This window comes from Bacteroides sp. CACC 737 (assembly GCF_013874375.1).
In the GTDB taxonomy this organism is placed as follows: Bacteria; Bacteroidota; Bacteroidia; order Bacteroidales; family Bacteroidaceae; genus Bacteroides; species Bacteroides uniformis.
Genome location: NZ_CP059408.1, coordinates 3,221,475 through 3,235,616, shown reverse-complemented (window position 1 = coordinate 3,235,616; position 14,142 = coordinate 3,221,475). Strand labels below are relative to the sequence as shown.

9 protein-coding genes are annotated in these 14,142 nt (G+C 45.0%); 6 read left to right on the top strand and 3 right to left on the bottom strand.

All coding sequences use genetic code 11. The annotated features are described in order from the left end of the window. Positions 1 to 344 precede the first annotated feature (344 nt). The 3 genes from H1A11_RS13805 (at position 345) to H1A11_RS13795 (ending at position 6,865) form a co-directional block, all read left to right on the top strand. Positions 345 to 1,193 carry a hypothetical protein gene (locus H1A11_RS13805; protein ID WP_005824933.1) on the top strand — a complete coding sequence of 283 codons (849 nt, stop codon included), beginning with the start codon at positions 345 to 347 and terminating at the stop codon, positions 1,191 to 1,193. 412 nt (positions 1,194 to 1,605) lie between these two features. Then, positions 1,606 to 4,947: a TonB-dependent receptor gene (locus tag H1A11_RS13800; protein ID WP_117965614.1), complete on the top strand. Its 3,342-nt coding sequence runs from the start codon at positions 1,606 to 1,608 to the stop codon at positions 4,945 to 4,947. 19 nt (positions 4,948 to 4,966) lie between these two features. Next, on the top strand, positions 4,967 to 6,865 hold the full coding sequence (locus H1A11_RS13795) for a RagB/SusD family nutrient uptake outer membrane protein (protein WP_117965611.1): 1,899 nt from the start codon (positions 4,967 to 4,969) through the stop codon (positions 6,863 to 6,865). Positions 6,866 to 6,942: 77 nt separating this feature from the next. On the opposite strand, the gene H1A11_RS13790 is transcribed toward H1A11_RS13795, so the two are convergent. Further along, positions 6,943 to 7,950 carry an aspartate-semialdehyde dehydrogenase gene (locus tag H1A11_RS13790; RefSeq protein WP_117965608.1) on the bottom strand — a complete coding sequence of 336 codons (1,008 nt, stop codon included), beginning with the start codon at positions 7,948 to 7,950 and terminating at the stop codon, positions 6,943 to 6,945. 154 nt (positions 7,951 to 8,104) lie between these two features. Between H1A11_RS13790 and H1A11_RS13785 the strand changes: the two genes are divergently transcribed. From H1A11_RS13785 to H1A11_RS13775, 3 genes are all read left to right on the top strand, one after another. Beyond that, positions 8,105 to 10,234 carry a cation:proton antiporter gene (locus H1A11_RS13785; RefSeq protein ID WP_117965605.1) on the top strand — a complete coding sequence of 710 codons (2,130 nt, stop codon included), beginning with the start codon at positions 8,105 to 8,107 and terminating at the stop codon, positions 10,232 to 10,234. 1 nt (position 10,235) lies between these two features. Then, positions 10,236 to 10,946 carry a ThiF family adenylyltransferase gene (locus H1A11_RS13780; protein ID WP_117600250.1) on the top strand — a complete coding sequence of 237 codons (711 nt, stop codon included), beginning with the start codon at positions 10,236 to 10,238 and terminating at the stop codon, positions 10,944 to 10,946. A 64-nt stretch (positions 10,947 to 11,010) separates the two neighbouring features. Further along, on the top strand, positions 11,011 to 11,670 hold the full coding sequence (locus tag H1A11_RS13775; protein WP_117600251.1) for an ABC transporter ATP-binding protein: 660 nt from the start codon (positions 11,011 to 11,013) through the stop codon (positions 11,668 to 11,670). Between the two features lie 62 nt (positions 11,671 to 11,732). On the opposite strand, the gene H1A11_RS13770 is transcribed toward H1A11_RS13775, so the two are convergent. Both H1A11_RS13770 and H1A11_RS13765 read right to left on the bottom strand, forming a co-directional pair. After that, a complete protein-coding gene (locus H1A11_RS13770) occupies positions 11,733 to 12,683 on the bottom strand; it encodes a helix-hairpin-helix domain-containing protein (RefSeq protein WP_117965602.1) in 951 nt (316 codons plus the stop codon). 6 nt (positions 12,684 to 12,689) lie between these two features. Next, the gene (locus H1A11_RS13765; protein ID WP_117600253.1) at positions 12,690 to 14,057 is read right to left on the bottom strand and encodes a sodium-dependent transporter; all 1,368 of its coding nucleotides are present in this window, start codon (positions 14,055 to 14,057) and stop codon (positions 12,690 to 12,692) included. Between the last annotated feature and the right edge of the window lie 85 nt (positions 14,058 to 14,142).

Below are 14,142 nucleotides of genomic sequence, written 5' to 3'. Positions count from 1 at the left end.
GGGCCGAATAGTGAGACTATTCAACTTGCAGGATTGTTTCTTCTTCCATAGGCATTTTCTCTTTTTAAAGGTTCATAACTTTATATTATCTCTTGTTTTCCTATTTGTTTGCTAAGTTCAGACGGAACTTGGAATTCAGTCAGATAGTATCTTATTGTTAGTCTGTTATCGTCTTGTTTTGACTAAAACGCGGTTGCGTTGGAAAAGTGGGAATACTTTGTTGGATGATTGAGGATATGAGCAAAAGGGAGATGTATGGCCAGTAAAATGATTTTTTCTTGAAATAGCCTTGGAAAGATTAAAAAAAGCTATATATTTGTATTCAATTCTAAAACTAACTACCTATGAAACTAATTGCAGAAAGTGGTTCTACGAGAACAGAATGGGCGCTGGTTGAAGATAATCGTCTGATACAGCGAGCCTTCACAGAGGGCTTAAATCCTTTCTTTCAAACGAGAAGAGAGATTAGCCGAAGTGTGCGGTTAGGATTACCCGAGCATTTTTTCAAAAGGAAATTGGAACAAGTCTATTATTATGGTGCCGGATGTACTTCTTATGAAAAGAAAAATGTATTGGGAGCTTCATTGGTAGCACAATTCAAAACTCCAATTCAGGTAGAGAGTGATTTGCTGGCAGCTGCACGTGGCTTGTTCAAATGCGAGGCCGGCATTGCTTGTATTTTGGGAACCGGCTCAAACTCATGTTTTTATGATGGGAAAATCGTTGTAAAGAATGTCCGGGCAGGAGGTTACATCCTGGGGGATGAGGGTAGTGGTGCTGTATTGGGCAAAATGTTCTTGTCTGATGTACTGAAAGGTTTGGCTCCTAAAGATGTAACGGCGGATTTCTTTGAGAAGTTCCGTATAAGTCCGAATGAGGTTATGGAATCTGTGTATAACCGCCCGTTCCCCAATCGCTTTTTGTCTACTATATCTTATTTTTTGGCTGATTATACCAATGATGACTATGTATTTGAGCTGATTACCGGTAATCTGAGAAATTTCTTTACTCGTAATGTCTGCCAATATGACTACAAAAATTATCCTATTCGTTTTGTGGGTTCATTGGCTTACAGCTACGCGACCATTTTGCGGGAAGTTGCCCGTGAATTTGGCATCGAACTGGAAATCATTGAAGAAACACCAATGAATGGCCTGATTGAATTCCATTCTTTAAATATAGAAGAACCTTAAATTCTTTATATAATAAGGTGTATAACCTCCTTTTTGCAAATGTATAAATATAAAGTTAAATAAATGCAAAGGAATGTTCTTGATATTAAATAATAATGTATCTTTGTTAGGACGAAATGAATGAATCATTTCTCACCTTTGTTAATAACGAGTTTTTTATCTCTTAAAACAACCAATAGAGTTAAGTAATTAACAAGATTTTAACCTTGTATAATATATAACTAAGTTCCGTCTGGACTTGGTAAATAAATAGAAAAAAGAGAGATAATATAAAAATGTGAACCTTTAAATAAAGAAAACGCCTATGAGAAATTAAAGAAGCCTTCGGAAATAGTCTGACTAATCCGAACTATATGATTCCCTTACCCTAATTTTGAAAAACTGGTTTAATTAACAAAATCATCAATCACTTATGAATGAAGATCGCAAAAAACGAGGACTTGCCAATGGTAAGTTCTTTACGGCGGTGGCAATCTGTGCTCTGTTTTTAGGCAGTGGCAACGTGATGGCTGCCCAAACAGCATCCAACGACTCACAAGGAGTACAAGAACAGATGCAATCTATCTCTGTAACTGTCACAGTTGTAGATACAAAAGGTGAACCTATTATTGGTGCCAATGTCATTGAGAAAGGTACGACCAATGGTGGCATTACGGATTTGGATGGAGTTTCCAAATTAAATGTAAAGCCCGGTGCTATTCTGCAAGTATCATTTGTGGGATATACTACTCAAGAAGTTAAGGCAACTTCGGTAATGAAGGTTGTTTTGAAAGATGATACGGAATTGTTGGATGAAGTTGTCGTAGTAGGTTATGGTGCACAGAAAAAAGTGAACCTGACTGGTGCGGTGGCTTCCGTGGACGTGAACAAAACAATCGATAGCCGTCCTATCACGGATATAGGTCGTGCCTTGCAGGGGGCTGTGCCGGGATTGACCATCACTACCAACTCCGGTGAGATAGGTGGTGCGCCTACTATCAAGATTCGTGGTAGTATCGGTTCTCCAAACGGTGATTCCAAACCTTTGATTCTTGTAGATAATGTGGAAGTAACGGATATTTCTATGGTGAATCCGGACGATATTGAAAGTATTTCTGTATTGAAAGACGCCGCTTCTGCTTCTATTTACGGTGCTCGTGGTGCATTTGGCGTATTGCTGATTACCACAAAATCAAGAAGTAAACATGAACGTCTTTCTGTAAAATATACCAATAACTTCGCATGGCGTACGCCGACCAAGACACCCGAACAACTTCCGGGATGGCAGCAGGCTGATATAAACTTGCAGGGTGTAATCAATCAGACTAAGGGATCTGCCGCATTTTATAACGTAGTGGGTAATATGCGTGTGGATGCTACACATGTGCAGAAAATGAAGGATTACTGGGATAAATATGGTTATGGTGACCAGTTTGGCCGTGAGATGGAATTGGGTCGTGACTTTGAGTTCCGCGATGGCGGTATGTTCTTTATCCGCACTTGGGACTGGTATGATGAATACATCAAGGACTGGGCTCCGCAGCAGAACCATAGCCTTTCTATCAACGGTGGCAACGGAAAGACTAATTACAATATCGCTTTGGGTTATCTGAGCCAGGATGGTATGATGAAAATCAATTCGGATGATTATACACGTTATAATGCTAATATCTCTTTGAACTCTGAATTGAACAAATATGTATCTGTCCGTACAGGTGTCATGTTTACCCGTTCTGATTATGACAAGCCGTTTAATTATGGGAGTGATTTGTATGATCCAATGTACTATCTATATCGTTGGCAGCCGATGATGCCTTACGGTACTTTTGAGGGTAAGGAATTCCGCAATGCTTTGACAGAGTTGAAGAGTGCTCCTACTACAACCAAAGAACGTGAATATCTCCGTTTGGCGGGTGGTGCAACAATCAAACCTATTAAAGATTTGACAATTGATATTGATGTTGCTTACAGTACAGTGGAAAATCGCTATAAGGAGTATGGTACGCCGAGCTTGACCAGTGGTTATGAAATCTTCACTGCCCGTCCGTCTGTTGAGGCATTACGTGATTCTTATGGCAGTTATCTATCTGCTGCTACTTATGATTATGTATATCAGGAAACCGGACGCACGGAGAATCTGACAGCTAACTTCGTGGCAACTTATGCCAAACGCTGGGGAGATCATGATTTTAAGGCGATGGCAGGTTCCAGCCTTGAAAAGAGCGAATATGAATATTACTGGGCACAACGCAAAGGTCTGCTCGACCCTGCAAAACCGGAATTGAATCTGGCTACAGGTGACCAGACTACAAGCTCCTCGCATACATGGTGGTCTGTAGCAGGCTTCTTCGGACGTCTTAATTACTCTTACAAAGACCGATATATGTTGGAGTTGAACGGCCGTTATGATGGTTCCTCCCGTTTCCCTTCGGGCAACCGCTTCGGTTTCTTCCCCTCTATGTCTGCCGGTTACCGTATTTCTGAAGAACCGTTCATGCAGTCGTTGAAACCTTATTTGAGTACTTTGAAGGTTCGTGGTTCTTGGGGTATGATTGGTAATCAGGATGTAGGTACCGACCGTTATATCTCCACTCTGTCCACTTCTGTTGACAGTTGGATTATCGATGGAAAGAAAGTACAGTCAACGCAAAAACCGACTATTGTGTCTTCAACCCTTACTTGGGAGAAAGTTACTACACTTGACCTTGGCTTGGATGCCCGTTTCTTCAATGATGCTTTGGGAGTAACGTTTGATTGGTATAACCGTACTACCAGTGATATTTTGACTACTGCTAACCTGCCTGCCACATTGGGTGCTGCCGCTCCATATGAAAATATGGGTACTATCCAGACCAAAGGATGGGAGCTTGCCATTGACTATCGCCATACCTTCAAGAATGGTCTGCACTTTGGCGTGACGGCTTCTGTTGCCGATGACAAGACTGAAGTAACCAAGTGGACGTATAATACAAAGATTCCTTCTTATGGAGCTACCGGATGGTGGGATAAGAGTGCTTATAAAGAAGGTATGGTTTTGGGAGATATCTGGGGCTTGCAGTTCGACCGTTTCTTGACGGAAGATGACTTTAATGCTGACGGTTCTTTGAAAGCCGGTTTGCCCGACCAGACTAAAGTATTCCCTGCCGGTTATCAATTTGCTCCCGGTGATGTGCTTTATAAAGACCTCGACAACAACGGTGAAATCGTAAAACAGACCAATACAAATGACAAGGGTGACCTTAGTGTTATAGGTAACGCCCTGCCGCGTTTACAGTTTGGTTTGAATTTGGATGCTGCTTGGAAAGGCTTTGATATAAGCATGTTCTTCCAGGGGGTAGCCAAGAGAAAACTTTGGGCGGCAGGTAACCAGGTATTGCCAGGCTTTACTACCGGTGAACCCTTCTACAAAGGTGCTGAGGATTATTGGACTCCCGAAAACACAGATGCTTTCTATCCCCGTCCGATGGATTACCAGCAGTCTGCTTCGGGTAACTATAGCGTGAATGATCGCTATTTGCTGAATATGGCTTATCTGCGTCTGAAGACATTTACTGTGGGATATTCTCTTCCTAAGGTTTGGTTGAGTAAATTCAAGGTGCAAGGTTTGCGTGTTTATTTTACAGGTGAAAACCTTTTCACCATTGATGGTGTGAAACCTGCTATCGATCCTGAAATAGGAATACGTACGGCCAATGGTAAGAGTGACCAGCGTAACTTTGGTCGTAGCTATCCATATCAGAAGACAGTGTCGTTCGGTATTCAGCTTAGTTTATAATCTAATAGTAATTGCAGTTATGAAAAAGAAAAATTTATTATACATCGTTTGTGCGTTGGCAATGAGCTCGCTCTGCGGTTGCGACGATTTTTTGGATAAAGACCCGCAGGACAAGCAGACCAATGACACTTATTGGCAGACTGAAACTTCTTTGCGTACTTATGCGCAAGACTTCTATTCTTCCTACTTTACAGGATATGGTACCGACTATACAGTTTTTGCCGGTTATTTCTCTGGAGATGATTATACGGATGATTTTATCAATCTGAATAATGCAAATACAAACGGTTCAGGATATATTTATTTCTCCACTTCTGCCACTACGGACTGGAATAGCCGGACCGGAACTTGGTCGGATAATTATAGTGTTATTTATAAAGCCAATGTCATGCTTGAGAAGATTCCCGGAATGAATATTTCGGACGAAGCCAAGAGACACTGGGAAGGTATTGCACGCTATTTCCGTGCAATGGCCTATAGTACGCTGGCAAAGTATTATGGCGGTGTTCCTTACTACGATAAGGTGACAGACCCGGCAGACCCGACTCTTTATAAAGACCGTGATTCTTATTTGTATGTAGCGCAGAAGATACAAGAGGATTTTCAATATGCATTGGATAATGTACGTACGGATGATACGAAGCGCCAAGTCAACAAATATGTGGTTGGTGCGTATATGTCACGCGAAATGCTGTATCATGCCACATGGCTGAAGTATCACGGTACTACTGTAGGTCCTACTTCAGAGAAGGTGGCGGATGGTGATATTAAGAACTTGCTGCAAGGAGCCATTAATGGTGCAGAGGTCGTGATGAACTCTGGTATCTATTCAATAGGCAATACCTATAATGCTTTGTTTACTACGGACGATTTGGCTAACAATCCGGAAGTCATCTGGTATCGTGAATATACAAGCGGTTTGCAGTGTAATGCTTTGATGTCCTACAATGGCCCGGAAGATCAGACTCAAGGTGGTGTTACGCAAGATGTAATCAACACTTATCTTTGCAGTGACGGTTTGCCGATAGGTCAGTCTCCGCTGTATCAAGGTAAGGAAGATCCGAGTATTCAGAAGTCATTTCAAGACCGTGACCCGCGTTTGTATCAAACTATTGCCGATAGCCTCCGTATCATGAGCGCCATGGGTACAAATTATACCGAAGGTACATCACCAACGGGATATCCTACCAAAAAGTTCTTGAACGACGAGTGGTGGGTGGCTGGTCTGGATTATTGTACCGGTAGATTAAGTCCGGCTGATGCGCCGTGTATCCGCTATGCGGAAGTGTTGCTGAACTATGTAGAAGCACGTTATGAGATTGCTCAAGTGGGGGGTAACATTTTCTCGCAGAGTGACCTTGACAAGTCTATCAATGAACTCCGTGACCGTCAGTTGACGAAGTGGGGAGATACTGAAGCCAAGACAATGCCGAAAGTTCAACTGAATGGCGGCAACTTGAGTGTGAATGGGGTTGTTATCAATGACCCTGCCCGTGACCCTGATGTCAATCCGGTTTTGTGGGAAATCCGTCGTGAGCGTCGTATTGAGTTGATTATGGAAGGCCGTCGTGGTGAAGACCTCCGTCGTTGGGCCAAGTTTGAATACTTAAACTCAGAAGATGCAAATGGTTATCCTACCATGTCTTTCCTGGGTGCTTATGTCAATATGGCCGATTATCCGGAAATATCTTCAAAAGATGATTCCGGCAAGAGAGTGCTCTATCTGTTCGACCCAGAGAATCCGGGTAATGAGGATACTGAAAAAGGGTATATTTATTATCTTCGTGAAAAGGAACTTCGCATATTCAAGGCTGGTGAATTGAATTCGGAACGCTACTATTTGCGTGCCATACCGGCTGCACAGTTGACTATTTATGAGAATAAAGGTCAGGCGTTGACTCAGAACCCAGGTTGGTAATATTATAAAGTAGATTATAAAAATAAGGGATGTCCTCACAAAACGAGGACATCCCTTATTTTTTATTCATTGTTCTCTTACAGTGCCTTTTCCTTAATCAGGTATTCTGCAATCTGCACCGCATTCAGTGCAGCCCCTTTTTTGATTTGGTCACCTACAATCCAGAATGTCAATCCGTTCTCATTGCTGAGGTCCTTACGGATACGACCAACGTAAACCGGGTCTTTGCCGGCGAGGAACAACGGCATGGGATATTCTTTTTCTGCCGGGTTGTCCATCAGAACCAAGCCGTCGCCTTTGGCAAATGCTTCGCGAGCTTCTTCAGTGGAGATGGGACGCTCTGTCTCTACCCAGATGCTTTCGGAGTGGGAACGGAGGGCAGGAACACGTACACAAGTAGCACTGACTTTTACGTCAGAGTGCATAATCTTGCGTGTCTCGTTGTACATCTTCATTTCCTCTTTGGTATAGCCGTTTTCGGTGAATACGTCGATTTGCGGAATGAGGTTGAATGCCAGTTGGTAAGCGAATTTCTCAACGGTTACGGGTTCGCCTGCCAATACCTGGCGGTATTGCTCGTACAACTCGTCCATGGCAGCAGCGCCGGCACCACTAGCAGCCTGATAGGTAGAAACGTGTACGGTCTTTATATGGGAAAGCTGTTCGATGGCTTTCAGTGCCACTACCATTTGGATAGTAGTACAGTTGGGGTTGGCGATGATGCCGAGAGGACGTTCTTTGGCGTCGGCGGCATTCACTTCGGGCACTACCAAAGGTACATTGTCGTCCATACGGTAAGCGCTGGAATTGTCAATCATCACTGCTCCGTACTTGGTAATGGTTTCGGCAAATTCTTTGGAGGTGCCTGCGCCTGCGGAAGTGAAAGCGATATCAACCCCTTTAAAGTCATCATTGTGTTGCAAGAGTTTCACCTCGATCTGTTTACCGCGGAAGGTATATTTGGTTCCGGCACTGCGTTTAGAACCGAACAATACTAACTCGTCCAACGGGAAATTTCTTTCATCGAGCACTCGCAGGAACTCTTGTCCCACGGCTCCGCTTGCTCCAACAATAGCTACTTTCATTTTTCTTTTGTTTTAAATTAAGTTTATAAAAAAGTGAAATACTATCTCTAAAAAGATAGAATCGGTCGCAAATTTATAACAAAATGCTGTATAGCACTGCATAAAGTGAAAAGTTTTTCGTTATTTTGCATTCAAAACCTAAAACTTATAGCCTATGGATTGGTTTGACTTCAGCTTGAAACTTCCCATCACCGACCCTACATGGATATTCCTCCTTGTACTCCTCATTATATTGTTTGCTCCCATATTGTTGAATAAGCTTCGTATTCCGCACATTATCGGAATGATACTGGCGGGGCTTGTCATTGGGGAGCATGGTTTCAATATCTTGGTGCGTGACAGTAGTTTTGAGCTTTTCGGCAAAGTAGGCTTGTATTACATCATGTTCCTTGCCGGTCTGGAAATGAATATGGGGGACTTCAAACAGAACCGGGGCAAAGCGCTTGTACTGGGACTCTTGGCTTTTATTGTGCCCATAGGCATAGGCTTGGTAACGAATATAGCTTTGTTGAAGTATGGGGTACTGACCTCTGTCCTACTGGCAAGTATGTATGCGTCGCATACGCTGGTGGCCTATCCCATCGTGATTCGTTACGGTGTGTCGCGGCATCGCAGTGTGAGTATTGCAGTGGGGGGGACGGCGGTTACGGATACACTCACTTTGCTGGTTCTGGCCGTTGTGGGTGGTATGTTCAAGGGGGAGTCGGACGGCTTCTTCTGGGTATGGCTTGTCATAAAGGTTATCTTCCTGGGTATTTTGATTGTATATCTGTTTCCACGCATAGGCCGTTGGTTCTTCCGGAGGTACGATGACAACGTGATGCAGTTCATATTTGTGCTTGCCATGGTTTTCCTCGGAGCCGGATTGATGGAGTTTGTGGGGATGGAAGGTATCCTGGGTGCTTTCCTTGCAGGTTTGGTTTTGAACCGGCTGATTCCGCATGTCTCTCCGTTGATGAACCATCTGGAGTTTGTGGGCAACGCCTTGTTTATTCCCTATTTCCTGATAGGTGTGGGTATGTTGATTGATGTGCATGTGATTTTCGGTCATGGCGATGCTCTGAAAGTAGCGGCTGTAATGATTGTGGTGGCATTGGCAGGTAAATGGATTGCCTGCTGGCTGACGCAGAAAATATATAAAATGGGAGGGATTGAACGGGAGCTGATGTACGGATTGAGCAATGCACAAGCAGCGGCAACGCTGGCGGCTGTGTTGGTGGGGTACAACATCATTCTGCCCAATGGGGAACGCTTGCTGAACGATGATGTTTTGAATGGTACCGTCCTGCTGATTCTTGTAACTTGCGTTGTGAGTTCGTTCATTACGGAACGTGCCGCACGGAAGATTGCCATGGAGGAGGCGCATCTGGAAGAAAACCGCTCCGTGGAAGCGGAGAAGATATTGATTCCGATAGCCAACCCCGATACGATTGAAGACCTGATAAATCTTTCTTTGGTGATACGCGACCCGAAGCAACGGGATAATCTGTTGGCACTGAATGTCATCAACGACGATAGCAGTTCTGAAAGTGCCGAATTGCGTGGGAAACGCTATCTGGAAAAGGCTGCTATGATAACGGCCTCGGCAGATGTGCCGTTGAGGCAAATCACACGTTACGACTTGAATATCGCTTCGGGCATTATCCATACGGCAAAAGAATATGCGGCAACGGATGTCATTATAGGTCTGCACCGTAAGGTCAATATTGTGGATTCATTCTTCGGTATGCTGACGGAGAATCTGCTGAAAGGCTTGCATCGCGAGGTGATGGTTTCCAAATTCTTGATGCCTATTAACACAATCAGGCGGGTGATTGTGGCGGTACCTCCGAAAGCCGAGTATGAGGCGGGATTCCTGAAGTGGGTGGAACATTTCTGTCGGTTGGGGAGTACTTTGGGTTGCCGGGTGCATTTTTATGCCAATGAAGAGACTACCGCCCATCTTCAAGGGCTGGTGAAAGCCAAATATGGACAGACATTGACTGACTTTTCTCGCCTGGACGATTGGGGGGATTTACTGATATTGACCGGACAAGTGAACTTTGACCATCTGTTAGTGATTATCAGCGCTCGTCGGGGCTCCATCTCCTATGACAGCTCCTTCGAGAAGTTGCCGGCACAAATCAGTAAATATTTTGCAAACAATAGTCTGATTGTGTTGTATCCAGACCAACTGGGTGAACCGCAGGATGCGGTATCCTTCTCAAATCCGCGTGGCAACAATGAGTCGCAGCATTACGAGAAGGTAGGCAAATGGTTCTATAAGTGGTTTAAGAAAAGCTAAAATGGAAGATTGGAAACAGCGAACACAACTCCTGCTGGGAGATGAAAAGATGGAACGGCTATGCAAGGCGCATGTACTTGTCGTAGGACTGGGTGGTGTAGGTGCTTATGCGGCCGAGATGCTATGCCGTGCCGGAGTGGGGCGGATGACGATTGTCGATGCCGATACCGTGCAGCCAACGAACATAAACCGTCAGTTGCCGGCTCTGCATTCTACCCTGGGGCAGAAGAAGGCGGAGATATTGGCATCACGTTTTAGGGACATTAATCCGGCTCTGGAATTGAGAGTGTTGCCCGTATTCCTGAAAGATGAGAACATACCGGAACTGCTGGATGCTGCGGCTTATGACTTTGTGGTGGATGCCATTGATACGCTTGCTCCAAAATGTCACTTGATAGTGGAAACCATGAGGCGGCATATCAAGATTGTGTCCAGCATGGGGGCGGGAGCAAAGAGTGACATTTCGCAAGTGCGCTTTGCCGATATATGGGATACCTATCATTGTGGATTGAGCAAGGCTGTGCGTAAGCGTCTGCAAAAAATGGGCATAAAGCGGAAACTTCCAGTTGTTTTTAGCACTGAACAGGCTGACCCGAATGCCGTTTTGCTGACGGACGACGAGATGAACAAGAAGTCCACCTGTGGAACAGTGAGCTACATGCCTGCAGTTTTTGGCTGCTATTTGGCCGAATATGTAATTAAAAGACTATAGTAATAGCACTTGAAAGAAAACTATCAAATAGTAAATAGTAAATTGTCAAATTGTAAATAGCCTAGTGATTCATTTAGAGAATATAACCAAGAGTTTCGGTAACCTGCAAGTGTTACGGGGTATTGACCTGGAGATAGAGAAAGGGGAGATTGTCAGCATTGTAGGCCCTAGTGGAGCGGGTAAAACTACCTTGCTGCAAATCATGGGTACGTTGGACATGCCGGATGACGGTTCAGTGGTTATTGACGGTACACAAGTCAACCGTATGAGGGAGAGGGAACTTTCCGCATTCCGCAACCGGCATATCGGCTTTGTGTTCCAGTTCCACCAACTTCTGCCGGAGTTTACGGCTTTGGAGAATGTAATGATACCGGCCTTTATTGCCGGAAAAGGACAGCAGGAAGCCAAGGAAGCAGCTACGGAAATTCTTGAATTCATGAGGCTTGCCGAACGGGCCTCCCACAAACCGAATGAGTTGTCGGGAGGTGAGAAGCAGCGTGTGGCGGTGGCCCGTGCTCTCATTAATCATCCGGCAGTGGTGCTGGCAGATGAACCTTCCGGCAGTTTGGATACCCATAATAAGGAAGAACTGCACCAGCTCTTTTTTGATTTACGTAACCGTTTCGGACAAACGTTTGTTATCGTAACCCATGATGAAGGACTGGCGCAGCTCACCGACCGGACGATACATCTGATAGACGGGGAAATCAATAAAATGGTCTGAGCCTGTCAGTGCGGTTTTTCCAAGTTCGATATGGTGGTTTGCCTCGTTGAGAGAGTGGCATGTTATTCAAAGCAGATGTAGTGGCTGATTCTCTCTAAGTCGGTATCGGAGAATTCCTCGTAAAGTGCAAAAGGTTTCAGGCTATGAAGGTCGCCTTTCTTCTTTCGGTATTCTACAAAGGCCTTTGCCTGGTAGAAGTTGATGTAAGGATGGTTGCGCAGCCTCTCTATGCTACTATGGTTCAGGTTGATGAGGCGGATGGCTCGGGTGTCGATGGAAAACCAAGACTGCAATTGGCTGGTGTCCAAATGGATTTCTTGTAGTTGCGTGATGTCGTAGAACCCTCCCAAGCGTTGCCGGTAACCGATGATTAGACGGGCAATGCCGCTACCGATGCCTGGTATTTTCTTCAGCTCTGTGGTGTCGGCGCGGTTCAGGTCGACAAGGATTCCAGCCGGATATTTTTCCGGTGCAATTCGGGAAGTAGCAGCGCTATTATTACTCGAAGGAGAGTTGTACAACTGGACGGTTCTTGTCTCTGTGTCTTCCGGAGTGATGTGGATATAGGGCAGGAGTGTCTGATATTGTTTTTCTGTCATTCCATATATTTTCCGGAAATTTTCTGCCTTATGGAACTTCCCTCCTTTACTACGGTAGCGGAGTATGTTCCGCGCCATCCATCCGGGCAGTCCCAGTCGGCAAAAAGTAACGGAGTCGGCAGTATTGGGATTGAAACGGACCAGGGAGACGGTTGTCGGTTGTTTTGGAGAGGAAGAATTAAGTCTGTTGTCCCATTTTTGTTCCTTTTCTTGTATGGATGCGATGAACGATTCGTATTCTGCCATGGCAGTGGCCTGCCGCCGGATTGCTTCATCGGAGAGAGGGCGGTGTTCTCTTTGGTATATATAAATATACCCGGAGAGAAAGACGAGAATGATGCCGATAATCAAAACCAGTATTCCGCGCCTTTCTCCCCGGGAGAAATAAAGGAATTCTTTGAAGGGGTTCTGCATGATGGCCTATTTCAGAAAACCCAGTTCATTGATAAAAATCAGTGCAATTCCTATAGGAGCAATGTATTTCAGGATGAATATCAATAGCTTGTAGACGGATACTTTCAGAGTGCCGTTGTTGCTGACTTCTTCCCATACGATTTTCTTGTCCAGATACCAGCCTATGAAGATGGAAATGAACAAACCGCCTAACGGTAACATTAGCTTGGCCGTTACAAAATCGAACAAATCGAATAGGTTTAACCCGAATACGGTATAGCTCTTGCCGATACCGAGAGACAGTGAGCAGAATACTCCTAAGAAAATACAACCTGCTGTCACATATCTGGCTGCTTTGCTGCGTGAGAACTTGAACTCTTCATGCAGATAGGCGGTTACCACTTCGTGCAGGGAAATGGTGGAAGTAAGTGCTGCCAATGCCAGTAGGATATAGAACATCAGAGACAGCAGTATCGCCAGCCAGGGAATATTGCCGAACGCTTGCTGAAAGACATTCGGTAGGGTGATGAATAGCAGGCTGGGACCCGCATCCGGTTTGATACCCACAGAGAAGGCGGCAGGGAAAATGATGAATCCTGCCAAAATAGCTACCATAGTGTCGATGGCGGCCACGTTGAGTGCCGTTTTGGGCAGGTTCGTATCATTGCGGAAATAGGAGGCATATGTACAGAGACATCCCATCCCCAAGCTCAAGGAGAAGAATGCCTGGCCCATAGCTCCAAGGAACACATTGCCGTCCACTTTGCTGAAGTCCGGTTTCAGCAGGAATTCAATACCTGCTCCTGCTCCGGGCAGAGATATAGAGCAGATGGCAAGGATTATCAATAGGACAAACAGCATCGGCATCATGATTTTGGCTGATTTTTCAATACCTTTTTCCACTCCTTTGACAATAATGAGATGGGTGGCCAGCAGGAACAGCACCAGCCAGATGACCGGACGCCAGGGGTTGCTGACAAAGCTGTTGAAGGATGCGATGAAATCGGCTGCCGATTTCCCGGCAAAACTGTTTGTGGCTGCTTCCCCGATAAACTCAAGCGTCCATCCTGCCACAACGGAGTAATATCCCAGAATAAGGAATCCGGCCAGTACGCCCATACGTCCTACCCAGCGCCAATGCGTGCCGGGTGCTAATTTTTGATAAGCCCTTGCTGTATTGGCACGCGAGCGCCTGCCGATGAGGAATTCTGCAATCATGATGGGGATGCCGAGAATGAGCACGCAAACCAGGTATACAAGGATAAATGCTGCACCTCCGTGATTCCCGGTCTCAAACGGGAAACGCCAGATGTTACCTAAACCGACTGCGGAGCCTGCCGAGGCAAGTATGACACCTAATTTGCTTCCGAAGTTGGCTCTGTCACTTTTTGTCATAAAACGTAGATTTTTCTTTCAATTCGTTATTAATACCACCTAAAACATGCAAATATAGAAAATGTTCTGTACTTTTGCGCACAGT